This is a genomic window from Sphingomonas sp., assembly GCF_031372575.1.
Taxonomy (GTDB): Bacteria; Pseudomonadota; Alphaproteobacteria; order Sphingomonadales; family Sphingomonadaceae; genus Sphingomicrobium.
This window is the reverse complement of sequence record NZ_JANMLM010000076.1, coordinates 1-22,952: the sequence shown is the minus strand read 5'-3', so window position 1 is coordinate 22,952 and position 22,952 is coordinate 1. Positions and strand designations below refer to the sequence as shown.

23 protein-coding genes and 1 tRNA gene are annotated in these 22,952 nt (G+C 63.6%); 7 read left to right on the top strand and 17 right to left on the bottom strand.

All coding sequences use genetic code 11. From position 1 onward, the window contains the following. Positions 1–72 precede the first annotated feature (72 nt). Both RMN73_RS07535 and RMN73_RS07530 read left to right on the top strand, forming a co-directional pair. Positions 73–462, top strand: a complete 390-nt coding sequence (locus RMN73_RS07535; protein ID WP_309602707.1) for a response regulator — start codon at positions 73–75, stop codon at positions 460–462. Between the two features lie 10 nt (positions 463–472). Continuing rightward, a complete protein-coding gene (locus tag RMN73_RS07530) occupies positions 473–1,324 on the top strand; it encodes an EAL domain-containing protein (protein WP_309602706.1) in 852 nt (283 codons plus the stop codon). Here the strand turns inward: RMN73_RS07530 and RMN73_RS07525 are convergent. Together RMN73_RS07525 and RMN73_RS07520 are read right to left on the bottom strand one after the other, a co-directional pair. Then, a complete protein-coding gene (locus tag RMN73_RS07525) occupies positions 1,263–2,735 on the bottom strand; it encodes an aldehyde dehydrogenase family protein (protein ID WP_309602705.1) in 1,473 nt (490 codons plus the stop codon). The two genes, RMN73_RS07530 and RMN73_RS07525, sit on opposite strands and share 62 nt — an antisense overlap. Beyond that, entirely contained in the window at positions 2,732–3,886 is a 1,155-nt protein-coding gene (locus RMN73_RS07520) for an aminotransferase (RefSeq protein ID WP_309602704.1), read from the bottom strand. Before RMN73_RS07520 ends, RMN73_RS07525 begins: the two co-directional genes overlap by 4 nt. Positions 3,887–3,943: 57 nt before the next feature. Between RMN73_RS07520 and RMN73_RS07515 the strand changes: the two genes are divergently transcribed. Further along, the gene (locus RMN73_RS07515) at positions 3,944–5,089 is read left to right on the top strand and encodes an acyl-CoA dehydrogenase family protein (protein ID WP_309602703.1); all 1,146 of its coding nucleotides are present in this window, start codon (positions 3,944–3,946) and stop codon (positions 5,087–5,089) included. A 4-nt stretch (positions 5,090–5,093) separates the two neighbouring features. On the opposite strand, the gene RMN73_RS07510 is transcribed toward RMN73_RS07515, so the two are convergent. The 15 genes from RMN73_RS07510 to RMN73_RS07440 all read right to left on the bottom strand — a co-directional run bounded on the left by RMN73_RS07510 (position 5,094) and on the right by RMN73_RS07440 (position 19,996). Then, a tRNA-Gln gene (locus RMN73_RS07510) sits at positions 5,094–5,168 on the bottom strand. Between the two features lie 116 nt (positions 5,169–5,284). Then, a complete protein-coding gene (locus RMN73_RS07505) occupies positions 5,285–7,654 on the bottom strand; it encodes an EAL domain-containing protein (RefSeq protein ID WP_309602702.1) in 2,370 nt (789 codons plus the stop codon). Between the two features lie 106 nt (positions 7,655–7,760). Continuing rightward, positions 7,761–8,651 carry a branched-chain amino acid aminotransferase gene (locus RMN73_RS07500; protein ID WP_309602701.1) on the bottom strand — a complete coding sequence of 297 codons (891 nt, stop codon included), beginning with the start codon at positions 8,649–8,651 and terminating at the stop codon, positions 7,761–7,763. 28 nt (positions 8,652–8,679) lie between these two features. Continuing rightward, the gene (locus tag RMN73_RS07495) at positions 8,680–9,489 is read right to left on the bottom strand and encodes a pyrroline-5-carboxylate reductase (RefSeq protein ID WP_309602700.1); all 810 of its coding nucleotides are present in this window, start codon (positions 9,487–9,489) and stop codon (positions 8,680–8,682) included. Continuing rightward, positions 9,486–9,992: a YbjN domain-containing protein gene (locus RMN73_RS07490; protein ID WP_405051550.1), complete on the bottom strand. Its 507-nt coding sequence runs from the start codon at positions 9,990–9,992 to the stop codon at positions 9,486–9,488. Before RMN73_RS07490 ends, RMN73_RS07495 begins: the two co-directional genes overlap by 4 nt. Beyond that, on the bottom strand, positions 9,992–10,294 hold the full coding sequence (locus tag RMN73_RS07485; protein WP_309602698.1) for an accessory factor UbiK family protein: 303 nt from the start codon (positions 10,292–10,294) through the stop codon (positions 9,992–9,994). Before RMN73_RS07485 ends, RMN73_RS07490 begins: the two co-directional genes overlap by 1 nt. 4 nt (positions 10,295–10,298) lie before the next feature. Beyond that, positions 10,299–10,832 (bottom strand): TspO/MBR family protein, encoded by a 534-nt coding sequence (locus tag RMN73_RS07480; RefSeq protein ID WP_309602697.1) that lies wholly within the window; start codon positions 10,830–10,832, stop codon positions 10,299–10,301. A 72-nt stretch (positions 10,833–10,904) separates the two neighbouring features. Next, positions 10,905–14,012 carry an efflux RND transporter permease subunit gene (locus RMN73_RS07475; protein ID WP_309602696.1) on the bottom strand — a complete coding sequence of 1,036 codons (3,108 nt, stop codon included), beginning with the start codon at positions 14,010–14,012 and terminating at the stop codon, positions 10,905–10,907. A 9-nt stretch (positions 14,013–14,021) separates the two neighbouring features. Further along, positions 14,022–15,047, bottom strand: a complete 1,026-nt coding sequence (locus tag RMN73_RS07470) for an efflux RND transporter periplasmic adaptor subunit (protein WP_309602716.1) — start codon at positions 15,045–15,047, stop codon at positions 14,022–14,024. Positions 15,048–15,252: 205 nt separating this feature from the next. Beyond that, positions 15,253–16,005: a TlyA family RNA methyltransferase gene (locus tag RMN73_RS07465; RefSeq protein WP_309602695.1), complete on the bottom strand. Its 753-nt coding sequence runs from the start codon at positions 16,003–16,005 to the stop codon at positions 15,253–15,255. A 15-nt stretch (positions 16,006–16,020) separates the two neighbouring features. Then, positions 16,021–17,955: a 1-deoxy-D-xylulose-5-phosphate synthase gene (dxs, locus tag RMN73_RS07460; RefSeq protein ID WP_309602694.1), complete on the bottom strand. Its 1,935-nt coding sequence runs from the start codon at positions 17,953–17,955 to the stop codon at positions 16,021–16,023. A gap of 39 nt (positions 17,956–17,994) precedes the next feature. Continuing rightward, on the bottom strand, positions 17,995–18,516 hold the full coding sequence (locus tag RMN73_RS07455; protein WP_309602693.1) for an ATP-binding protein: 522 nt from the start codon (positions 18,514–18,516) through the stop codon (positions 17,995–17,997). Continuing rightward, positions 18,513–19,082, bottom strand: a complete 570-nt coding sequence (gene pnuC, locus RMN73_RS07450; RefSeq protein WP_309602692.1) for a nicotinamide riboside transporter PnuC — start codon at positions 19,080–19,082, stop codon at positions 18,513–18,515. The genes RMN73_RS07455 and pnuC overlap by 4 nt, the downstream gene beginning before the upstream one ends. A 44-nt stretch (positions 19,083–19,126) precedes the next feature. Then, a complete protein-coding gene (locus RMN73_RS07445; protein WP_309602691.1) occupies positions 19,127–19,585 on the bottom strand; it encodes a transcriptional repressor in 459 nt (152 codons plus the stop codon). A gap of 42 nt (positions 19,586–19,627) precedes the next feature. After that, a complete protein-coding gene (locus tag RMN73_RS07440; protein WP_309602690.1) occupies positions 19,628–19,996 on the bottom strand; it encodes a MerC domain-containing protein in 369 nt (122 codons plus the stop codon). Between the two features lie 96 nt (positions 19,997–20,092). Between RMN73_RS07440 and RMN73_RS07435 the strand changes: the two genes are divergently transcribed. The 4 genes from RMN73_RS07435 to RMN73_RS07420 form a co-directional block, all read left to right on the top strand. Continuing rightward, on the top strand, positions 20,093–21,133 hold the full coding sequence (locus RMN73_RS07435) for a COX15/CtaA family protein (RefSeq protein ID WP_309602689.1): 1,041 nt from the start codon (positions 20,093–20,095) through the stop codon (positions 21,131–21,133). A 133-nt stretch (positions 21,134–21,266) separates the two neighbouring features. After that, entirely contained in the window at positions 21,267–21,746 is a 480-nt protein-coding gene (gene rplM, locus RMN73_RS07430) for a 50S ribosomal protein L13 (RefSeq protein ID WP_309602688.1), read from the top strand. 1 nt (position 21,747) lies between these two features. Continuing rightward, on the top strand, positions 21,748–22,341 hold the full coding sequence (gene rpsI / locus RMN73_RS07425; RefSeq protein ID WP_309602687.1) for a 30S ribosomal protein S9: 594 nt from the start codon (positions 21,748–21,750) through the stop codon (positions 22,339–22,341). A gap of 178 nt (positions 22,342–22,519) precedes the next feature. Further along, positions 22,520–22,952: hypothetical protein (locus RMN73_RS07420; protein WP_309602686.1), on the top strand; the 433-nt coding region annotated here is incomplete at its 3' end.

Here is a 22,952-nt window from a genome sequence, read left to right as displayed (position 1 = left end):
TGCGTTGGACCCGCGCTCGGGTACGTGCCTTACCTGCACGGAGCGCTATTTTTGAACGGAGCACCACGGGTCATGACGCGTCCGCGTCTGTTATTGATCGACGATGAGCCGCAACTTGCGGCATTCGTCGCAAGCGCGGCCAAAATGTGCGGTTTCGATCCGATCGAGACTGACCGCGACGACCATTTTCGTGACCATTTCATCGCGCAACTGCCCGAAATGGTGGCGCTCGATCTCGGCATGCCAGGGATGGACGGGGTCGAGTTGCTCCGCTTCCTGGCCGACCAGAATTTCACCGGACCGGTGCTGATCATCAGCGGCTTCGATCGCCGAATCCTCGAAAGCGCGTTCCGGCTGGGCGAGGCACTCGACCTCAAGATGGTCGGTCCGCTCGAGAAACCGGCGCGACTCGACGCGCTCGAGACGATCCTCAAGCAGAATTTGCCAAGCGAAGCCCGATGATCGCCGCCGCATGATCAACCAGGCGGATCTCGGGTTGCTCGATGGTTTCGAGCGGGCGTTGATCAACCACCGGCTCAACATGGTCTACCAGCCGAAGATCGCGCTTGCCGATGGCCAGCTGAAGCGGGTCGAGGCGCTGGTGCGGTGGGACGATCCCAAGCTTGGCAAGGTCCCGCCATCGCGCTTCGTCCCGCTCGCCGAGCGTCACGGGCTGATCGACCAGCTCACCCAATGGGGGCTGCGCACCACGCTTCGCCAGTGGATCGAGTGGCGCGACCAGGGAGTCGACACCTGCATCGCATTCAACATTTCCGCCTTGAGCCTCGAACAGCTCGATTTCCCCGATCTGGTCGAGAGAATGTGCCGCGCGCTCGATGTCCCGACCGACCGGCTGGTGCTCGAACTGACCGAGGGTTCGACCCAGCCGCTGATCAAGCTGATGGACACGCTGACCCGCTTCCGGATCAAGGGGATCGGGCTGGCAATGGACGATTTCGGGGTTGGCTATTCAACCCTGATGCAGCTTCGCCAATTGCCGTTCACCGAATTGAAGATCGACCGTTTCTTCGTCGACGATGCGGTGACTTCGGCCGATAGCCGGGCGATTGTCGCGTCGATCATCCAACTGGCCCGTTCGCTCGACCTCAGCGTCACCGCCGAGGGGGTCGAGACCGAGGCGCAATTACATTTGCTGTGCGATCTCGGCTGCGACGTCGCGCAAGGCTATTGGATCGCCGAGCCGCTCGAACCCGAGTTGCTCGGCCAGTGGCAATCGGACTGGGCCAAACGCTGGGCCGCGCTCAGCAAAGGTCGAGGTCGAACTTCACGCCCTGTGCCAGTGGCAGCTGGCTCCCGTAATTGATCGTATTGGTCGACCGCCGCATGTAGGCGCGCCAGCTGTCAGACCCGCTTTCGCGCCCGCCGCCGGTTTCCTTCTCGCCGCCGAATGCGCCGCCAATCTCCGCCCCCGATGGCCCGATATTGACGTTGGCGATGCCGCAATCGCTTCCTGCCGCCGACAGGAATTGCTCGGCCTCGCGCAGATCGTTGGTGAAGATCGAGCTCGACAGCCCCTGCGCGACGTCATTGTTGAGCGCAATCGCCTGCTCCAGCGTGGCGTAGCGCAGCACATAAAGGATCGGCGCGAATGTCTCCTGCAGCACGATCCCGGCCTGCGCCTCTACCTCGATGATCGCCGGCCGAACATAATAGCCGCCTGCCACCGCCTCGACCCGCTCGGTCGTCGGGCAGGCCCGCTGCATCGCGTCATACGCGCCCCGGTCGATCAGCGGCCCGACCAAGGTGTCCGCCGCACGTGGATCGCCGACCGGTATCTTGGCGAATAGCGCCCGCAATCGCGCAATCAGCGCCTCCGCCACATCCTCATGAACGATCAGCCTTCGCAAGCTCGTGCAGCGCTGCCCCGCCGTCCCCGCTGCCGAAAACAGCACCGCCCGCTCGACCAAGGCCATATCGGCACTCGGCGCGACGATCATCGCATTATTGCCGCCTAGCTCAAGCAAGCTTCGCCCGAACCGCGCCGCGACCTTGGGCCCGAGTTCACGCCCCATCCGCGTCGATCCGGTCGCCGACACCAACGCGATCCGCGGATCATCCGCCAGCGCCGCGCCAATCTCGCGCCCGCCCTGCAATACTTGCACCAGCCCCGCCGGCGCATCGCCGAACCGCACCAGGGCGCGCTCCATCAGCGCCATCACCGCCGCCGCGACCAACGGCGTCTTCTCGCTCGGTTTCCAGATGACCGGATCGCCGCACACCAGCGCCAGCGCCGCATTCCACGCCCATACCGCGACCGGGAAGTTGAACGCGCTGATCACTGCCACCGGGCCGAGCGGATGCCATTGCTCGATCATCCGATGCTCGGGCCGCTCGCTGGCGATCACCAGCCCGTACAATTGCCGCGAAAGGCCGACGGCGAAGTCGCAAATGTCGATCATCTCCTGCACTTCGCCGAGCCCTTCGGAGACGATCTTGCCAGCCTCGAGCGTCACCAGCCGCGCCAGCGGTTCCTTGGCGGCGCGCAATTCCTCGCCGAGCAAGCGTACCAGCTCGCCGCGCCGCGGTGCGGGCACCGTCCGCCATGCCAGGAACGCCGCCTGCGCCGCCGCGCACGCCGCATCGACATCAGCCACCGACGCTTCAACGACCGATCCAATCACCGATCCATCGATCGGCGAAACGCTGCGCATCGCACCAACCGACTCGACACCCAGTGACCGCAAGATTGCCGCAGCTTCGTCTGTTACCGTCACCGCGCCAGCTCCATCGCCTTGGCCATCGCTTTCACCCCTGCTTCGATCGTCTCGTCACGCTTGGCAAAGCACAGCCGCACCAGATGGGTCGGCGCATCTTCATCGGCAAAAGCCGATATCGGCACCACCGCCACCCCGGCCTGCTCGACCGCAATCTTCGCAAACGCCTCGTCGTCGAGCGATATTCCCGACGCCGCCAGATCGACGATCAAAAAATAGGTCGCGGCGCTCGGCAGCACCTTGTAACCGACCGCATCCAGCCCCGCCGACATCGTATCGCGCGCGCGCGCAAATTTCTGCCGCATCGGCACCAGCCAATCGTCTCCCTCGGCCAGCCCATAGGCCACCGCCGCCTGCAAATTGGGCGCGCTGGCGAAGGTCAGAAATTGATGCGCCCGCGCCGCCAGTGTCGCCAGTTCGGGTGTTGCTGCAATCCAGCCGATCTTCCACCCGGTCAGCGAGAATATCTTCCCCGCCGACCCGCATTTTAGCGTCCGCGCCGCCATTCCCGGAAGCGCGGCGAGCGGCACGAAATCCTGCCCGTCCATCAGCAGATGCTCCCACACCTCGTCGCTGATCACGATCAAATGATGCTCGCGCGCCACACTCGCCACCGCTTCCAGTTCGTCGGCATCGAACAAGCGTCCGGTCGGGTTGTGCGGATTGTTGAGGATGATCGCCTTGGTTTTTGCGCTTACCGCCGCCGCCAGCGCGTCGCGCTCGATCCGCCACCCCGGCGGCTGCAGCGCCACTTCGCGCACCACCCCGCCCGCGCGGCGGATCAGCGGCGCATAGGCATCATAAGCCGGCGTCATCACGATCACTTCGTCGCCCATGCTGACCGTCGCCAATATCGCCGCCGCCAGCGCCTCGGTCGCGCCAGATGTGACGCACACCCCCGCCGCCCCGGTCTCGACCCCATGCTGCCGCGCATAATGGCTCGCCACCGCTTCGCGCAGCACCGGCAGCCCGCGCGACGGCGCATATTGGTTCGAGTTCTCTTTGAGCGCCCGCGCCGCCGCCTCCAAAATCGCCTCGGGCCAACCAAAGTCGGGAAACCCCTGCCCCAGATTGACCGCTCCATGCTCGGCGGCGGCGAGGCTCATTCGCTCGAACACGCTGGTCGGCATCGTTTCATATAATGGGTTCATGCGCGCCACGCTTAGCTTGCGATTGCCAAGCTGCAAGCGCGCGCTACGCTGCCTCCCATGATCGACGCTTTAGACCGCTCCTTGTTCAGCGAGGACCATCACGCCTTCCGCGACACCGTTCGCAAGGTCCTCGACACTGTTATCGCCCCGCGCATGGACGCGCATGAGCATGACGGCATGGTCGAGCGTGAGGCATGGGCCAAGGTCGGCGCGGCCGGCCTGCTGTGCCCGCAGGTTCCCGAAGCTTATGGCGGCCCCGGCCTCGATTTCGCCTTCAACGCGATTGTCGGCGAGGAATTGAGTTATATGGGCTCGGCCGCCGGCTTCACCCTGCAATCGGACATCGTCGCCGATTACCTCGTCCATTACGGCAGCGAAGAACAGAAGAAGCGCCACCTCCCCGGCATGGTCGACGGCACCACGATCAGCGCCATCGCCATGACCGAACCCAATGCCGGAAGCGACCTACAAGGAATGAAGTCGATTGCGCGCAAGGACGGCAATGGCTGGCGGCTGTCGGGCAGCAAGACCTACATCACCAACGGCCAGACCGCCGACCTCGTCATTGTCTGCGCCCGGACCACGGAAGAGGGCGGTGCGCGTGGCATCTCCCTGTTCCTGGTCGAGGAAGGCGATGACGGCTTCACCCGCGGCCGCAACCTCGACAAGATCGGCCTCCCCGGCAATGACACGGCGGAACTCTTCTTCGACGAGGTCCACCTCCCCGCCGACCGCCTGCTCGGCCCGGAGAATGGCGGTTTCGGGATGCTGATGCAGCAATTACCGCAGGAACGGCTGTCGATCGCGGTCCAGGGCCAGGCCTCGGCCCAGCGCGCCTATGATGAAGCGGTTAAATTCACGAAAGATCGCACCGCCTTCGGCAAGCGCATTCTCGATTTCCAGAACACCCGCTTCACCCTCGCCGACCTCAAGACCAAGCTCCAAGTCGGCTGGGCGCATCTCGACTGGGCGATCGCGCGCCATGTCGCGGGCAAGCTCACCGCCGCGGAGGCCAGCGCGGCCAAATTATGGCATACCGAGATGCAATGGCAGGCATGCGATGCCTCGCTCCAGCTTCACGGCGGCGCGGGCTATATGAACGAATATCCCATCGCCCGCCTGTGGCGCGATGCCCGCGTGGCGCGAATCTACGGCGGAACGTCGGAGATCATGAAGGAATTGATCGGCCGGTCGATCGGCTAAAAACTGGCTGGGGCGGCAGGATTCGAACCTGCGAATGCCGGCATCAAAAGCCGGTGCCTTACCACTTGGCGACGCCCCAGCAGGCGCTTCGCACGGCACCTTGGCGCGTGCGTCGGGAGCGCGGCTTATAGCGCCACATCGCCCGCTGAAAAGAGCCGCGCACACGTTATTATGGTTCGCGCCCGATAATCCGGTTCAGGCTTGCCGAAGAAGCTCGTCGGCCATCTGTTCCGCCAGATCCCCGGCCGGCACCGGGCGACCGAAGTGAAAGCCTTGCAATTGGTGACAGCCCGCCGCGCGCATCGCTGCGGCCTGGGCTTCGGTCTCGACCCCCTCAGCGGTGGTTTCGATGTCGAGCCCGTTGGCGAGCGCGATGATCGCATTAACGATCGCCATGCAATCGCGTTCGCCATCGGCCGCGCCGCGCACGAACATTTGTTCGATCTTGATTTTGGCGAATTGTGCCCGGCTCAAATACCCAAATGACGAATAGCCCTTGCCGAAATCGTCGAGCACCAACCGCGCGCCAAGCGCCCGCAGCCGCTCGAGCGACGCCAGCGTCGCCAGATCGTCGCCCAAAAAGATGCTTTCGGTCACTTCCAGCTCGAGCCGCGCCGGTGACAGGCCGGTTGACGCCAACGCGCCCAGCACCGTCTCGGCCAGCCCGCTGCCCGACAATTGCGAGGCCGAAATATTGACCGCGATGCGGATCGACGGGTCCCACTTGCTCGCCACCCGGCACGCCTCGCGGATCACCCAGTCGCCGATCTGGTGGATCAGGCCGGCATCTTCGATGATCGGGATGAACTGGTCAGGCGGGATCGGCCCGCGGGTTGGGTGATTCCAGCGCAACAACGCTTCGCGGCCGACCAATGCCCCACTCCGCGCGTCGATGATTGGCTGGTAGGACAGCGACAGGCCATTATCGGCCAGCGCGGCGCGCACGTCATGTTCGAGCAAGCGGTGATTTTCGGCGCGAACATACATTTCGGGCGCGAACAACGCGAAGCCGCCACGGCCGTCTTCCTTAGCCTGGTACAAGGCCAAATCGGCGGCGCGCATCAGTGCTTCTTCGGCCTGTCCGTCGATCCCGCCACGCGCAATCCCGATCGTCGCGCCAATGTGCAGGCGCGCCAAGCCGATTGTGAAGGTGCGCGACAGGTCGACGATGATTTGCCGCGCGATGCGCGCGATCCGCTCGCTCGATTGTTCGCCGGTCACGACCACTGCGAATTCGTCGCCCCCCAGCCTGCCGACGGTCGAACTTGGCCCGACCGACAGTTCGAGCCGCCGCGCCACTTCGCACAATAATTTGTCGCCGACCGCGTGGCCCAGCGTGTCGTTGACCAGCTTGAACTTGTCGAGATCGACCACGAACAACGAGCAAGGCGCGTGGCCCGCCAGCTGGGCGAGCAACGCTTCCTCGAGATGTTCGCGCACCAGCAGGCGATTCGCGAGCCCGGTCAGCGGGTCGCGCCGGGCGGCACTGACCGCGTCGCTGCCCGACAGGCGGACATCGGTGATGTCGGAGCCGACCCCGCGCCAGCCGATGACCTTGCCATTGGCGTCATGCACCGCCTTGCCGGACAGTGACCACCACGTCTTGCTGCCGACGGCGGGGATCGCCAGGTCGCGGAACGGAACGCCGTTTTCCAGATGGTTGAACAAGGTCCGCATGCTTTCGGACACACGCGCAATCTGGTCGCTCGGGTCGAGCAATTGATGCACCGTCCGCCCCACCAGCCGCTCCGACTTGCTCCCCAATCGGTCGGCCAGTTCATCCGAAATATGAGTCATTCGAAGCTCGGCATCCAATTCCCATATTCCGCCGCTCCCGCTCGCTTCGAACTCGCGCAGCAACGACACCAATTCACCGCGTTCTTCGAGGTCGTAACGCGATCGAACTTCGCCGACGAAGCGTCGCGCCACGCTGATCGCGATCCACATCACCATCAGTGCATAAATCAGGGTCAGCGCGATCAACGTCCGGTTGCCGAGCTGGATCGCCATCGACAAATTACCAGCCCCAAGCAGTAGCACGTAATGCAGCGCTGCACGCGGCAGCGTCGTAAGCGTGACGATGCCCACACTCATCAGGCCCATGCCGACCAGCAGCAGGATCACGCGCTCGGACAGTGGGACCTGGTCGAACCAGAAGATCGGCGGGACCAGCCACAACATGGCCAAAATGGTTATGACCCAAGTGATTGCCCGCGCATCGGCCGGCTTGCGCCTGGCGTAGGCGATATCCACCCTCAGCCGATAAGCGCGGACCCCGCGGGCGACGCATAGCCCGAGCGCCATGACCAGCCAGATCGCAAGCTGGGCGAATGGAATGGTCCCGAAAAGCGAAACGGCGACCATCGTCGCCGCGACAAATTGCCCGATCAGGGTTGCCGGGACCATTCGCACCAACGCTTCGAGCTGCGCCTGGCGGATCGCGACAAGTCTGGGTTCGGTTGGCGATTCAAGCGACAGCAAATCGCGCAGCGAGCCCCGCTCCCCTTCGGAATCGAGCTCATTATCCCTAATCTTGAACGGGTTCGGCCTTACCGACGCAACCATCAACCAGTCCCTGCCCCGACGTTATGATCACGCTGCTACATGCATATGGTTACATCACTCTAAAGACCAACGAATTTGGCCAAACCCCGGTGAAAATGGATGGAGCTCAGGTGTTGGCCGGTCGTTCGTGGACGAGATCGTCATAATCCTTGGCCAGCTGCCGCGACAAGTCGCCGACTTCGAAATTCCATGGCCCGGCCGATCCGACAAAGGTCACTTCGGCTGCGCTTCCGGTTAGGAAGAATTGCTCGAAACTCTCCAGTTCTTCGGGCCAGATGGCGCGTTCGACCACTTCGATCCCGCGCCGCCGCGCCAGGTCCATCACCGTCTGGCGGGTGATCCCGTTCAGGAAACAATCCGGCGTCGGGGTGTGGATCACGCCATCGCGGATGAAAAATGCATTGGCGCCGGTGGCTTCGGCGACTTGCCCGCGCCAGTCGAACATCAACGCGTCATTGAAACCATGATCCTCGGCATGTTGCTTCGACAAGGTGGCGATCATGTACAGGCCGGCCGCCTTGGAATGGACCGGCGCGGTATAAGGTGCCGGGCGACGCCAAGGAGCGATAGACAGGCGAATGCCGCGCGCGGCCAGTGCAGGATCGAAATATTTGCCCCATGCCCAGGCGGCGATTGCCAAATGCGGCTTGGTCCCCGTCGGCGACACGCCCATTTTCTCCGACCCGCGCCATGCCAGCGGGCGCATGTACGCGTCCTGCATCCCGCTCGCTTCGAGCACTTCGATGCAGGCGGCGTTGATCTCCTCGACCGACCACGGCAGGTCGAAGCCGAGCAATTCGGCACTCTTGCGGAGTCGGCTGCTATGCTCGCTTAACTTGAAGATCTTGCCGCCATAGGCTCGCTGGCCTTCGAACACCGACGACGCATAATGCAGGGCGTGGGTCAGGACGTGGACGTTCGCGTCGCGCCACGGCACCATCTTGCCATCGAGCCAGATAAACCCATCGCGATCGTCGAAATTTGCCTGCTCGGCCATTCACTGCCCCTGTTATGAAGGCGTTCGACTAGGCCAGCGAACGAGGTGAATCAATCCGCGCCGCCTCGGCCAGCTCCTGCCCGCGCCGCGACGCCGCCGCGATCGTCCGGCTGACCAGCTGGTCGAGCTCCTGATCGAGGATTTCGAGCCCGGCCTGCGTCGTGCCGTTGGGGCTGGCCACGCGCACCGCGATCGATGCCATCGTTTCGCCGCTCGCCGACGCCATCGCCGCCGTGCCGAGCACCGTCTCCAGCGCGATCCGGTCTGCCGTTTCGGGCGCAAGTCCGCGCTCGACTCCCGCTTTCGCAAGCGCCGCAATGAACCGCGCGACATAAGCTGGCCCGGCCCCGGCAAGCGATCCAACCGCCGCAAGGTCGGCCTCGCTATCGGTTCGAACGACCGTTCCAAGCAAGCCGAACAACGCATCGATCGCCCCGTCGCCGCCCGTCAACGCAACCACGCCGCGCCCTTCGCTGACCGGTAAATTGGGCATCACGCGGACAATCTGCCCGGCCTGCGGGAACCGCGCACGCAAACTGGCAATCTCGACCCCAGCCAGAATTGAGACGAGAATAGTATTTTTGTTCAGATGCTTAGCTAGTGTTGGCGCGACCTCATCCAGCTTCTGCGGCTTCACCCCCAATAGCACCAGACGCGGCTTACCGCCCATCTTAGATAACCGCTGCAGTGTCCGAATCCCCTCGACTGGATTTCCGCTGGGCCGCACCGCAAGCGCTTCGGAAAAGTCGACTCCGGCCCGCTGCCAACCCGCGACCATCGCCCCGGCCATCTTGCCGCAGCCGATGATCCAGGTGGCGCCCGGAAGCTGCGGCGTCATGCCTCGCCCGCGGTCTCGATCAGCGCCGCCGCAATCGCTTCGCCCGGCGATTTCCCGCCCCACAAAACGAACTGGAACACCGGATAGAATCGCTCGCATTCCTCCAGCGCCGCTTCGGCAATCGCCTCGGCATTTTCAAACGACAAGCTATCGGTCTCGCCGACCAAAGCGGCGTGGCGAAACACGATCAAGCCGGAGGCCGACCACATTTCGAAATGGCCAAGCCACAATTGCTCGTTGATCAGCCCCAATGCTTCATAGATTGCACCGCGCTTCTCCGCCGCCACCTTGATGTCGGGGAACGCCAGGAATTGCAGCACCTGGTCCTCGCTGCGCCACACGCCGCGAAGTTCATATTGCGCCCAGCTGCCGGTCGCCGAGGCGACAATCTCGCCTTCCCCGGTCCGTTCGGCAGCCCAGCCGCGCGCCTCGAAATATTGTTCGAGCACGTCGATCGGCGCACCGTCGTCATGATCTTCGGGGGCAACAGTATCGGGCAGGATCAAGCTCCCGGTTGCGGCGCTTTAGCGGCCTTGGGCCCCTCGGCTTTGCTCGGGACAGGCTTGGCCGCCTTGTCCATCGCGTCGATACGCTTCTTGAGCGCTTCATTCTCATCGCGCGCGGCAACCGCCATTGCTTTCACCGCCTCAAACTCGTCACGCGAGACAAAGTCCTGGCCGCCGACCCACTCGCGCATTTTCTCGCGCATCGACCCCTCGGCCTCGCGGCCCATCCCCGCCATGGTCCCGGCAACGCCGTTCATCATCTTGGCGAGATCGTCGAAAATCCGGTTTTCCGATTGCATGATCTTAGCTCCTCGTCAGTCCCAGCGGCGCGGAATCCGCCCCCGGGTTCAATTTTCCGGTCTCATAGTTGAGCGCGGTCGCCACGCACAGCCATAGTAGATAGGGAATCATCAGCCATCCTGCCACCGGCCGCAGTTGGCGGAAAAAATTGGCGGTCACTGCGGCCATCAACAGCATGACGATGATCACCACCAGCGCGACGTCGATCATGTGCAATGCGAAGAATATTGGTGACCAGGCGAAGTTGAGCATCAACTGCCCGCCGAACAGCCACAAGGCATCGCGGCGCAGCATGGACGGCGGCTCGTTGAGGATCGCCGCAAGCGCAATCCCGAGCATCGTGTAGAGCGACGTCCACACCGCACCGAACGCCCAGCCCGGCGGCTGGAACCCGGGCTTGGTCAGCGCGCCATACCAGCCATTGACCAAGCCGGCGTTGGACACCGCGCCCATCACAAACCCCAGGATAACGATCGCCGGAACGGTGAAGAGTGTCTTTTTCCAAAGTCCATGATCGCCCTTGGCCGTAGTCGCCATATGCCGTCCTTCCGTTTGAAAAGCCCATACAGCCGATACCTTGACCGCGCCACTCGGACCGCGATCTCGCTGTCATTCGGCGGGTAGCGCATTGCCCAATTGCTGATCCAGCTTGCGGGTCACCGCTTCGGGCGAGCCGGTGTAGCCGGCAAGGCGTGCGTAAAGGATCGGGATCAAGAACAACGTCACCAGGGTGGAGATCGATACCCCCCACACCACCACCACGCCAATCGCCTGCCGCGCCCCGGCCCCTGCGCCCGAAGCGATCATCAGCGGCACCGCGCCGGACACGGTGGCGATCGAGGTCATCAGGATCGGCCGCAGCCGCCGCGCCGAGGCTTCGCGGATCGCGGTCGCGATATCGCGGCCCTCGTCGCGCAACTGGTTGGCGAATTCGACGATCAGGATTCCGTTCTTGGCTGCAAGCCCGACCAGCATGACGATCCCGATCTGGCTGTACAGGTTGAGCGACTGGCCCATCGCGGCAAGCCCGACAATCCCGCCCGCTACCGCCAGTGGAACCGTGGCGATGATCACGATCGGGTGGACGAAGCTTTCGAACTGCGCGGCGAGCAGCAGGAACACGACCAGGATCGTCAGGACGAACACGGTCACGATCGACCCTCCGGACTCGCGAAACGCCTTGCTTTCCCCACTGTAGCCGATCGCGGTTACCTCAGGCGATTTGGCCGCTTCCCCCTCAAGGAAGGTCAGCGCCTTGCCGAGCGAATATCCATCGGCCAGCCCGCCCGACAGCGTGATCGCTCGCAATTTGTCGAATCGGCCAAGGTCGCGCGCGCCGGCCGTGTCGCGCGTGGTGACCAGATTGGACAAAGGCACCAATTCGCCCGAGCGGCTGCGGACATAGATTGATGCGAGATCGGTCTCGGTCGATCGATTGGCGGCTTCTGCCTGCACCACCACGCGATACTCTTCGCCGCGATCGAGGTAGGTCGAGACGCGCGCCGAGCCGAGCAGGGTCTGCAGCGCCTGGCTGATCGCACTGACCGATACGCCGAGATCGCCCGCCCGCGCGGTATCGACCTCGACCCGCATCTGCGGCTTGCTCTCCTTATAATCGGAATCGAGATTGACGATTCCGGGATTGTCGGCGGCGGCGGCCAGTATCCGGTCGCGCGCGACGATCAGTTCGGGATAGGTAGCGCCGGCGATGATGAAATTGATCGGCTGCCCCCGGGCGCGGCTGAGCGAATTGCGGATCGAGGCATTGCCGCGCACCGCCGGAAGCGCGGCCAGCATCTTGTTGATCTCGCTGACCATATCCTGCGTGCTTTTTTCGCGCTCGCCCCAGGGTTTGAGGAACACCGTGAATGAGCCGCTGTTGAAATCGTCGCTCGCGGTGAAACCGCCGGGCGTGCGCGTGATCACCGTCCGCACCGCGCCGTCCTTGTCGTCGAGCAGTGACAGCAAATGCGCCTGCACGTCGAGCATATAGCCGTCCATCGCCGCGAAACCGGTGCCTTCGGGGGCGGAGACATTGCCCTGCATAATGCCGACATCCTCGGGCGGGGCGAGCTCGGATTCGAGCGTGGTGAACAGGAAGCCAGCGCCGGCGAGCATGATCACCACGCCGATGATCGCGAGCCGCGGCCTGACCAATGTCTTGTCCAGCCGCGAAGCATAGGCCGCCTCAAGCCGCTTGAACCGCCGGTCGACCCAGGACGCGAACCGCCCGCGTTGCTCGTGATGCAGCAATTTCGAGCACAGCATCGGCGCCAGGCTGAGCGCGAGGAAGCCGGAGAAGGCAATCGCCCCGATTATCGCCACCGCAAGCTCACGGAACAATAGCCCGGTCTGGCCGGAAATGAACATGATCGGTACGAACACCGCGCACACCACCAACGTCATCGAGATGACCGCGAACCCGACTTGTCGCGCGCCGTTATACGCGGCGGCGAGCGGCGGCTCGCCCCCCTCGATTCGGTGATAGACATTCTCCAGCACCACGATCGCATCGTCGACCACGATGCCGATACTCAGCACCAGCGCGAGCAGGGTCAGCAGATTGATCGAGAAGCCGAACATCCACAGCACGGCAAAGCTGCCGAGCAGGCAGATCGGCACCGTGACTGCCGGGATCAGCGTGGCGCGCCAGCTGCCGAGAAACAGGAAGATCACCAATACCACCAGTACCGCGGCCTCGGCCAGCGTCTCGTAGACCTTCTTGATCGCTTCCTTAATGAACTGCGAATCGTCGGACCCGATGCTGACCGTCATCCCCTCGGGCAGATTGGGCCGCATCTCGTTGGCCAGCGCCTTGACCGAGTCGGCGACCGCGAGCGTGTTGGCACCGGACTGGCGGACGATCCCTAGCCCGACCGCGCTATTACCGTTGAGCCGGAAGGCCGAATAGGGATTTTCCGGCCCAGCCTCGACCCGCGCGACGTCGCTCAAACGGACGAGATAGCCACCCTCGCCGCGGCGAACCACGAGGTTGCCGAAATCCGCGGCCGAAACGAATGGCCGCTCGACCCGAAGCGTCACGTTCTGGCTTGCCGATTCCAGACGGCCGGCTGGAAGCTCGACATTCTGGGTGCGAAGCGCGGTCTCGACATCGGCCGGGGTGAGCGAGAAAGCAGCCAGCCTTTGCGGCTGCAACCAGATGCGCATCGCCGGCCGCGCCTCGCCGCCGATGAACACCCGTGCCACGCCGTCGAGCGCGGAGAAGCGGTCGACCACATTGCGATCGACATAATCGCTCAGCTGAAGCCGGTCCCATCCGGGCTTGCTGAACACCATGAACATGATTGGCGAGGCATCGGCATCGACCTTGGCGACTTCAGGAGGCTGGACTTCGTCAGGCAAATCGTCGGCAACCCGGGCGACCCGGTCGCGAACATCGTTGGCGGCGACATCGACTTGAGTCCCGGCGGAAAATTCCAGCGTGATCTGCGACTGGCCATCGCGCGATCGGGAGGTGATCGTCTGCAGCCCCTCGACCCCCGACAACCCCTGTTCCAGTACCTGCGTTACGCGGCTTTCGACTACCGTCGCGGCGGCGCCGGTGTAGGTCGTGCTGATCGACACCACCGGCGGGTCGACGTCGGGATATTCGCGGATCGACAGGTTGAAGAAGCCGACCAGCCCGATGACGACCATCAGGATCGCCATCACGGCGGCAAAGACCGGTCGCTTTACCGAAAGATCGGAAAGTTGCACCGTACGCGTCTAATTCGCGCCGGCGGCGGGTCGCGAACCCTGGCGCCTGGCTGGTCCCGCGACCTTGACCTTCATTCCATCCGTCAGCTTGATCACGCCCTCGGTCACCACTTTCTGGCCCACCCGAAGACCCGACACGATCTCGATCCGGCCCGCCATCCGCGCGCCGGTCCGCACTTCGCTGCGCTGCGCCTTGCCCTGTGCATCGATCAAGTAGACGAACCGGCAGTCGCCTTCGCCGACCACCGCAAGCTCTGGCACCGACAAGCCTTCGCGCGGCGCCGCGTCGATTACGACATTCAGCAACATGCCGGGCCGAAGCCGGCGATCGGCATTAGGTAGCTCGGCGCGAACAACCACCGATCGGGTGTTGGGATCGATTACAGGATCGATATTGGCGATCATTCCGCGAAACGGCTGGCTCGGCCAGGCTGCGGAGGTGACCGTGATCGGCAAGCCGCGGCGAAGCAATGGAAGCAGGGTCTCGGGGACCGGGAAATCGAGCTTGATGATCCGCACGTCGCTGATGGTAGCGATTTCGGTCCCCGCCGCGACGATCGCGCCAGGCGAGATCGAGCGCAGCGACACCCAGCCGGAGAATGGCGCGGTGATGACCCGGTCACCGATCGAGGCGCTGGCTTCGGCCGCCTGGGCGCGCGCGGCGGACGAGAGCGCGACTTGGCTATCGAGGCTGGAGTTGGTGGCAAAGCCACGGCGCTTCAATTCGCTGACCCGGCGCAATTGCTGGTTGGCGTTGCGCGCCACCGCCTGCGCCTCGGCCAGCTGCGCCCGCTCCTGCCCGGCGGCGAGCACCGCGACCGTCTGGCCGCGCAGGACATAGCCGCCATCGTCGAAGTTGATCCGGACGAGACGCTCGGTGACCGGCGCGGACAGGGTCACTTGTTCATTGGCGTTGGCGGTGCCGACGGCCTCGACCCGGTCGGCGAAGCGAGTGTTGGTCACGGCTTCGGTGCGAACCGTAGGGATTGGCCGCTTGCGCTCCGCCCCTTCGGCTCCGCCGCACGCGATCAGCATACCGAGCAAGGGAAGGGTGAAGAGCAGTCGAGCAGGCCCGTGGCGCAATGTTGCGCGCTGGTCGAGCAGCGATGAACGGCGCGACTTTAGGACGAGAAACTCCTTCGAAACCGAGGTTGGGCCAAGCCTCCTTAAAGAGCATTTTTGACACTGATGTTCCACCCTTCGTCGAACCGCGTCCCCGTTTGTCGAATGGCGCGCCCGATCAGGCGGGATCGACGCCCCCATCGCGGACTGCGCCGAGCAGGAATTCGACATTGCCTTCGGGCCCGGTGATCGGGCTCGTTTCTATCCCGATGACTCGCCAGCCCTTCGATTCGATCCACGCCGACGCATCATCGCATACGCGTTGGTGAATATCGGGATCGCGCACTACCCCGCCCTTGCCGACCTCGCTGCGCCCGGCCTCGAACTGCGGCTTGACCAGCGCAATCAGCTTGGCCCCCGGCCTGGCCAATCCAAGCGCCGCATCGAGCACCTTGGCAAGCCCGATAAAACTCGCGTCACAAACGATGATGTCGACCGGCTCGGGGACGATCTCGGTGTTGAGTTCGCGCGCATTGGTCTGTTCGTGGACGATTACGCGATCGTCGCTGCGCAATTTCCACGCCAGCTGGTTGGTGCCGACGTCGATCGCATAAACCCGCACCGCGCCCTTGGTCAGCAGCACATCGGTGAACCCACCGGTCGAGCTGCCGACATCGAGCCCGACCGCGCCCGCCACGTCGAACCCGAAAAATGCCAGGCCATGCGCCAGCTTGACGCCCCCGCGCGACACCCACGGATGATCGCGCCCCTTGACGGTCAGCACCGCATCTTCGGGCAGCAAGTCGCCGGCCTTGGCGACGCGACGATCGCCAACAAACACCTTCCCCGCCAGGATCAACGCCTGCGCGCGCGTTCGGCTTTCGGCCAGACCTTGGGCGAGAAGCAATTGATCGACGCGAATCTTAGGCAATTGTGTGACGGGGCATCAGGCGCTGACCCCCGCTTCCGCCTCCACACCGACGTCGTTGTGGCGCAGCGCCCTGAGCACGGTCTCGACAATCTGCGGGGCGTTGAGGCCGGCTTCGTCATATTGCTTGCCCGGATTATCGTGATCCTGGAACCGGTCGGGCAGTCGCATCGTACGCAGCTTCAGCCCGTCATCAATCAGGCCCTCATCGCTCGCCAGAGTCAGCACGTGCGCTCCAAATCCGCCGATCGCGGCTTCCTCGATCGTCACCGCAACTTCATGATTGGTAAGCAATTTGCGAATCAGCGCCTCATCGAGCGGCTTGGCGAAACGCATGTCGGCGACAGTGGTCGACAGCCCCATGCTTTCGAGCGTTTCTGCGGCCTTTTCGGCTTCCTCCAGCCGCGTCCCGAGCGACAATATCGCGACCTTCTTGCCTTCGCGGATGATCCGGCCCTTGCCGATCTCGAGCCGCGTCGGGTTAGCCGGTATCGCCAATCCGCGCCCGTTACCGCGCGGATAGCGAACCGCGCTCGGCCCGCTGTCGTGGAGCGCCATGGTGTGGATCATGTCGGTCAGTTCGACCTCGTCGGCCGCCGCCATCACCACGAAATTGGGGAGCGTGCAGAGATAGGCGAGATCGAACGCTCCGGCATGGGTGCACCCATCAGCCCCGACCAATCCGGCACGGTCCATTGCGAAACGCACTGGCAAATTCTGGATCGCGACGTCGTGGACCACTTGGTCATAAGCGCGCTGGAGGAAGGTCGAGTAAATCGCGCAGAACGGGCGATAGCCTTGGGCGGCGAGCCCGGCAGCGAAGGTAACGCCATGCTGCTCTGCAATGCCGACGTCGAAGGTGCGATCGGGGAACTCGGCCTCGAACTTGTCGAGCCCGGTGCCCGACGGCATCGCCGCGGTGATTGCGACCACCTTGTCGTCGCGCCGTGCCTCGGCAGTCAGTGCGGTCGCAAAAACCGATGTGTAGGCCGGCGGTCCGCCGCCCGGACCCTTGTCCTGCTTGCCCGACACGACGTCGAACTTGACCACGCCGTGATATTTGTCAGCCGACGCTTCGGCGGGGCCATAGCCTTTGCCCTTCTTGGTCACGACATGGACCAGCATCGGCCCTTCCTCGGTGTCGCGCACATTCTCGAGGACCTCGACCAATGCCTCGACGTCATGCCCGTCGATCGGCCCGACATAATAAAAGCCCAATTCCTCAAACAAGGTCCCGCCGGTCATCAACCCGCGGGCATATTCCTCGACCTTGCGCGCGGCGCGGTGCAGCGGGTCGGGCATCGCCCGAGCGATTTTCTGCGCGACCCGGCGAGGAGCAAGATATTTGCCCGAGCTGACCAGCCGCGCGAGTGAATTGCGAAGCGCACCGACCGGCGGCGCGATCGACATGTCATTGTCGTTGAGGATCACGATCAGGCGGTTGCCCGCGGCCTCGGCATTATTCATCGCTTCATAGGCCATGCCAGCGGTCATCGCCCCGTCGCCGATCACCGCGATTGCGTGATGCGGATCGCCCGAAAGCTTGTTGGCAATGGCGAAACCGATCGCGGCCGAAATCGAGGTCGAGCTATGCGCCGCGCCGAACGGATCATACTCGCTCTCGCTTCGCTTGGTGAAGCCCGACAGGCCGCCACCCATACGCAACGTGCGAATCCGGTCGCGGCGCCCGGTGACAATCTTGTGCGGATAGGCTTGGTGCCCGACATCCCAGATGAGCGTATCTTTCGGCGTGTCGAACACATGGTGGATCGCGACGGTCAATTCGACCACCCCGAGCCCGGCCCCAAGGTGCCCGCCGGTGACCGACACCGCCGAAATCATCTCCGCGCGAAGCTCGTCGGACAGCTGTAGCAACTGCTCTTTGGCGAGCGCGCGAATGTCGGCAGGGCCATCGATTGTATCGAGGAGCGGCGTGTGGGGGCGATCAGACATCCGGCCAGCCTAACGGCTTAGCGCAAGCGAATCCAGCACCTAGGATAGCGACCTGCGCCGGACAAGTCGCTCGACCGCTGCGGCCGCGATGCGGTACCGCTCTTCCCAGTCACCGCGGACCTCGACCGCCGGCACCGCTGCCTGCTGCAGAATAGAGCGCGCGATACCGTCGAACCGGGTGCGATCGGCGGGGTCGCCATAGACCCGGATCCCGTCCTCGATGAACCGTGTATCGGGCGCACAATGGAGGTAAAGGTCGGCCTTTCGCGCCGCCAGCAGCCCGGGCGGAACCTCGCCATTCATCATTTGCGCCCACGCCGCAGTGACCAGCGAATCAGTATCGCTAATCACGAGCGGGCGTTCGGCCAATGCGACCTCAATATTGGCCTGCTGCGCGCGGCCGATCGCGATCAGATCGTCCTGGCTGCAGTCGGTGCCATGAATTTCGCAAAAGGCGCGGCCGAATTCGGGCAAGAATTGCGCCCCGAAGGTCCCAGCCAGACGCCGCCCGAGCGTGGTCTTGCCGGTGCTTTCGACCCCATGAAGAACGATCAATGTCATGCGGTCTCACGCTCCAGCGTTCGATGCCAGTTCACTAGCCCAACGATCGCAAGAATCAGGAAAATGCCGTACAGTCCGGCGGTCGGGTACAGGCCTTTCGACCAATAAAGCGGCACGGCGATCAGGTCGGCCACGATCCACAATGCCCAGGATTCGACGCGGCGCAATGATTGCAGCGACTGGGCAGCGACGCTCGATCCGGCGATGGCGGCGTCGATGAATGGCGCGGCAGCATCGGTCAGGCTCGCCATCGCCCAACCCCACAGCAGGCTAGCCATCGCCGTTGCTGCAAGCCACGTCATTCGTAACGAAATGCTCATCCGCTCGACCGCGACCCCATCCTCCATCGCCGGCGCGCGGCGCCACATCCACCAGCCGTAGCCGTTGATCAGGAAGAAAAATATCTGGAGCAGTGCGTCGGAGTATAGTTTTTCGTGGACGAATTCGAAAAAGTAGAGTGCGACCATCACTAGCGCGAACGGATAATTCCAGATGGATCGCCGAACGACGAGAATGACCGTGATCAGCCCCAGGAACGCAGCTATCCATTCAAGATAATCGCTCAACGGTTCCAGAAACGCAGACACCATCAAGATTTACCGACAGTCGGTCAGCTGCAGTCTCCGCATTTGCCGCGCACTTCGATCACCGGGCGACTGGCTGCGAAACCGGCATCGGCGGCGGCCTGGCGAACCCCGCCCGACAATTTGTCATCGTCGAGATGCGTGGTGGTGCCGCAGGTATCGCAGATTAGGAAGATGCAATCGTGGAGGCAGCCGGGATGCTGGTTGGCGACGTAGGCATTAGCGCTTTCGACCCGCATCGCGAGGTTGGAGGTCACAAACAAATCGAGGATCCGGTACACGCTGTTCGCCGCAACCCGCCGCCCCTCGGCCTTGGAAACCGCTTCGGCAATGTCATAGGCCGATGCCGGGCGCTCGAAGCTGGCCAGTGCTTTGAACACCGCCTCACGCATCTCGGTCCATTGCTCACCCTTGTCGGTCAGCTGGCTGCGCGCCGCATCATGCAGCGATTCGCCCTCGTGAAGATGATGATCATGTCTGCCCATCAGCTTGAAATAGGCTGACGGTGCCGCCGCGACAAGCGCCGCTTATTCTGCGGCGATAAAGTTGAGCCGGTGACCAAGCGCGAGGATCGCAACGCCAATCACCGTATACAGCGCCTCACCGCCATCATGCGGCAGCGTCAGTGCCCCGGCCATGATCCCGAGCCCAAGCCCACCGACCTGCGCGGGCAGCGTGTAGCCATGCTCGAAAATGCCCTTGCCCAGCGAAATCGTGCCGAGCAGCATCGCCAGGCTAAGCCCGACTTCATGGATGATCGGTGCGCCAAATGCCCCGCCGGCGCTAGCCAGTAGCGCCAATACAATTGTCGTGCCGAGGCAATGGACCAGGCATAGACCGGACAGGCCGATCGCCCATCGGTCGAGGCGGGGGGAAGGAATCGCAAGCGAGAGCATGGCCGAGGATATAACGTCGCTTCACTAAAGTGACAATATCTCATTCCAAAATTCATTGGCCTTGGCAGGCGCGCAGGCCATCGCCATATCGCGGCGATGGAACCGCCCCAGCCGCTCGCCCGCCCTGCCGCCATCGCCAAATGGCTGTTCGTCGTCGCCGGACTGGTGTTCGCGATGGTGATCATCGGCGGAATTACCCGCCTGACCGAAAGCGGGCTGAGCATCACCGAATGGAAACCGGTGTCGGGCGCAATTCCGCCACTCAATGCCGCCGACTGGGCGCAGGCATTCGACCTGTACAAGGCGACCCCGCAATATCGAGAGGTCAGTGGCCCGGCCGGGATGAGCCTTGGGCAGTTCCAGTTCATTTTCTTCTGGGAGTGGGTCCACCGTCAGCTTGGACGCATCATCGGACTGGCCTTCGCGATTCCGTTGCTGTGGTTTGCTGTTCGGCGCTTTATTCCGCGCGGCTATGCTTGGCGGCTAGTGGCGTTGCTGATGCTCGGCGGGGCGCAGGGCGCACTTGGGTGGTTCATGGTCCAGTCCGGACTCGCCGGGCGGACCGAAGTCAGCCATTTGCGACTGTCGGCGCATCTCCTGCTGGCGCTGTTCACCTTCGGCGCCCTGATCTGGACCGCGCTCGATCTGCGCGCCTTGGTCCGCGATCCCGACGCTCGCCCTGCCCGGCTTCGGCCCTTCGCGGCCCTGGTCCTGGCTGCACTCGGCCTCCAGCTCATGCTCGGCGCTTGGGTCGCTGGCCTTCGCGCCGGCCCGATCGCCAACACGTGGCCACTGATGAATGATCGCCTATTGCCCGCCGGGATCGACTGGTCGCACGGCATTGGCTTCGCAATTACGCACGATCCTTACCTGATTCATTTCGTCCATCGCTGGTGGGCCTGGGCGGTCGTTATCCTGCTGGTGCTGTTCGCGCGGCGGCTCAAACCGCTCGACCGGCGGGTCTCGATCGCCATCCACAGCACGATCGGGCTGCAGATCGTGCTTGGGATCGCCACCGTGATGAGCGGCGTCGCTTTGTGGCTCGCGATCCTCCACCAGGCGATCGGCGCAATTCTCGTCGCCGCGGCCGCCCGGGGAGCGCACCTGCTTTCGCGCGCAAATCAGCCCCCAATATAGGTTCGGTATCATTTTACCCGTCGAGAATGGCTTGCATTTGCTTGACTTTTCGCCTCTCTGAAGCGAATAGGCCGCTCGACGGCGCTTCCATCTGGGGTGCCCCTCACACATTTTAACGAAGAGGTCCCAGCCCATGAAGGCGCTGATGAAGACCACCAAGTCGATCAAACCGGCTGACGTGGTGAAAAAATGGCATCTGATCGATGCCGAAGGCCTGGTGGTCGGTCGCGTTGCGTCGATTATCGCCAACATCCTGCGCGGCAAGAACAAGCCGAGCTACACCCCGCACGTCGATTGTGGCGACCATGTCGTCGTGATCAACGCCGGCAAGGTGCGCTTCACCGGCAACAAGCTGAAGAACAAGGTCTATTACAAGCACACCGGCTACATCGGCGGCTTGAAGGAAGTGACCGCCGACAAGATCCTCGAGGGGCGTTTCCCCGAGCGGATCCTGGAGAAGGCGGTTGAGCGGATGATCCCGCGTGGCCCGCTTGGTCGCGACCAGATGCGCGCACTGCACCTTTATAATGGCACCGAGCATCCGCACGGCGGCCAGAGCCCGGAGGCGCTCGACGTCGCCGCGATGAACCGCAAGAACAAGGTGGGCGCATAACATGGCCGACAAGAAAAAGTCCCTGTCCGACCTCGGCGCGCTGACCAGCGAAACGCCCGAAGTCCCCGCCGAGACCGCAGCGACCGAAACCGCCGTGGCCGATGCCCCTGTGGCTGACGCTGCACCAGCTGCCGAGGCCGACGAAGCCCCGGCCGCTCCGGTCAACATCCAGCCTGAGGCCCCACTTCGCGAGCAACAGCTCGACAAGTTCGGTCGGGCTTACGCCACCGGCCGCCGCAAGGATGCCGTGGCACGCGTCTGGCTCAAGCCGGGATCGGGCAAGATCACCGTCAATGGCCGCGAGCAGGAAGTCTATTTCGCGCGTCCGACGCTGCGTCTCGTCATCAACCAGCCGTTCGGCATCACCGATCGCGCCGGTCAGTATGACATCATCGCCACCGTCAAGGGCGGCGGACTGTCGGGCCAGGCCGGCGCCGTGCTGCACGGCATCGCCCAGGCATTGACCCGCTACGAGCCGGTGCTCCGCACCACCGTCAAGCGCGCCGGTTTCCTGACCCGCGACAGCCGCGCGGTCGAGCGCAAGAAGTATGGCAAGGCCAAGGCCCGCAAGAGCTTCCAATTCTCGAAGCGCTAAGCCATCGCCTAAACCTGCAACAAAGGGCGGTCCCGCCGGGGCCGCCCTTTTTGTTTGCCCGCCGCTCGCTTGCGATTAGGCTGCGGCAATGGGCGGCTATGTTTATGGACCAATGCGCTGGAACCGTGACGCTTCGGCGCTTTGGGCCGGCCAGCGAGAGGCCGCACTGAAACTTTGCTTGGATACGCTCGATGCTGATCCCGCGCCCGATGCCGACGCCTTCATCCAGCCGGGCTTCTATGCGTTCCAGCTCGGACGGTTCGACCTCGCCAGCGCCATATTTGAACGCGGGCGGGCGCATTTCCCCGATCACCCGATGATCCTGTTGAGCCTCGGCAGTGCTTATAGTCGCTGGCACAAGCATGCCCTCGCGATCCCGGTGCTTGAGCGTTTCCTAGGGCAGGGTATCGTTGACGCCAGCGCCTATGACGCCCTCGCCGTGTCATTCGCGGGGACCGGCGATCTCATTCGGGCGCGCCTGTTCGGAACAATGGCGCTCAACGAGAAGGATGCGTTGACCGCTGATCGCCGCGGCAAGCCGGAGCTCAGCGACCAAACAGCCGGCGACAAGCGCAAGATTATCGCCTTCAGCCTGTTCGGCTCGCACCCGC

What these genes read in the sequence shown, in the direction of transcription:
- RMN73_RS07535 (WP_309602707.1), top strand. Translation starts at nt 73, where the DNA reads ATGACGCGTCCGCGTCTGTTATTGATCGACGATGAGCCGCAACTTGCG.
- RMN73_RS07530 (WP_309602706.1), top strand. Translation starts at nt 473, where the DNA reads ATGATCAACCAGGCGGATCTCGGGTTGCTCGATGGTTTCGAGCGGGCG.
- RMN73_RS07520 (WP_309602704.1), bottom strand. Translation starts at nt 3,886, where the DNA reads ATGAACCCATTATATGAAACGATGCCGACCAGCGTGTTCGAGCGAATG.
- RMN73_RS07515 (WP_309602703.1), top strand. Translation starts at nt 3,944, where the DNA reads ATGATCGACGCTTTAGACCGCTCCTTGTTCAGCGAGGACCATCACGCC.
- RMN73_RS07505 (WP_309602702.1), bottom strand. Translation starts at nt 7,654, where the DNA reads ATGGTTGCGTCGGTAAGGCCGAACCCGTTCAAGATTAGGGATAATGAG.
- RMN73_RS07500 (WP_309602701.1), bottom strand. Translation starts at nt 8,651, where the DNA reads ATGGCCGAGCAGGCAAATTTCGACGATCGCGATGGGTTTATCTGGCTC.
- RMN73_RS07495 (WP_309602700.1), bottom strand. Translation starts at nt 9,489, where the DNA reads ATGACGCCGCAGCTTCCGGGCGCCACCTGGATCATCGGCTGCGGCAAG.
- RMN73_RS07485 (WP_309602698.1), bottom strand. Translation starts at nt 10,294, where the DNA reads ATGCAATCGGAAAACCGGATTTTCGACGATCTCGCCAAGATGATGAAC.
- RMN73_RS07480 (WP_309602697.1), bottom strand. Translation starts at nt 10,832, where the DNA reads ATGGCGACTACGGCCAAGGGCGATCATGGACTTTGGAAAAAGACACTC.
- RMN73_RS07470 (WP_309602716.1), bottom strand. Translation starts at nt 15,047, where the DNA reads ATGCTGATCGCGTGCGGCGGAGCCGAAGGGGCGGAGCGCAAGCGGCCA.
- dxs (WP_309602694.1), bottom strand. Translation starts at nt 17,955, where the DNA reads ATGTCTGATCGCCCCCACACGCCGCTCCTCGATACAATCGATGGCCCT.
- RMN73_RS07455 (WP_309602693.1), bottom strand. Translation starts at nt 18,516, where the DNA reads ATGACATTGATCGTTCTTCATGGGGTCGAAAGCACCGGCAAGACCACG.
- RMN73_RS07445 (WP_309602691.1), bottom strand. Translation starts at nt 19,585, where the DNA reads ATGGGCAGACATGATCATCATCTTCACGAGGGCGAATCGCTGCATGAT.
- RMN73_RS07440 (WP_309602690.1), bottom strand. Translation starts at nt 19,996, where the DNA reads ATGCTCTCGCTTGCGATTCCTTCCCCCCGCCTCGACCGATGGGCGATC.
- RMN73_RS07435 (WP_309602689.1), top strand. Translation starts at nt 20,093, where the DNA reads ATGGAACCGCCCCAGCCGCTCGCCCGCCCTGCCGCCATCGCCAAATGG.
- rplM (WP_309602688.1), top strand. Translation starts at nt 21,267, where the DNA reads ATGAAGGCGCTGATGAAGACCACCAAGTCGATCAAACCGGCTGACGTG.
- rpsI (WP_309602687.1), top strand. Translation starts at nt 21,748, where the DNA reads ATGGCCGACAAGAAAAAGTCCCTGTCCGACCTCGGCGCGCTGACCAGC.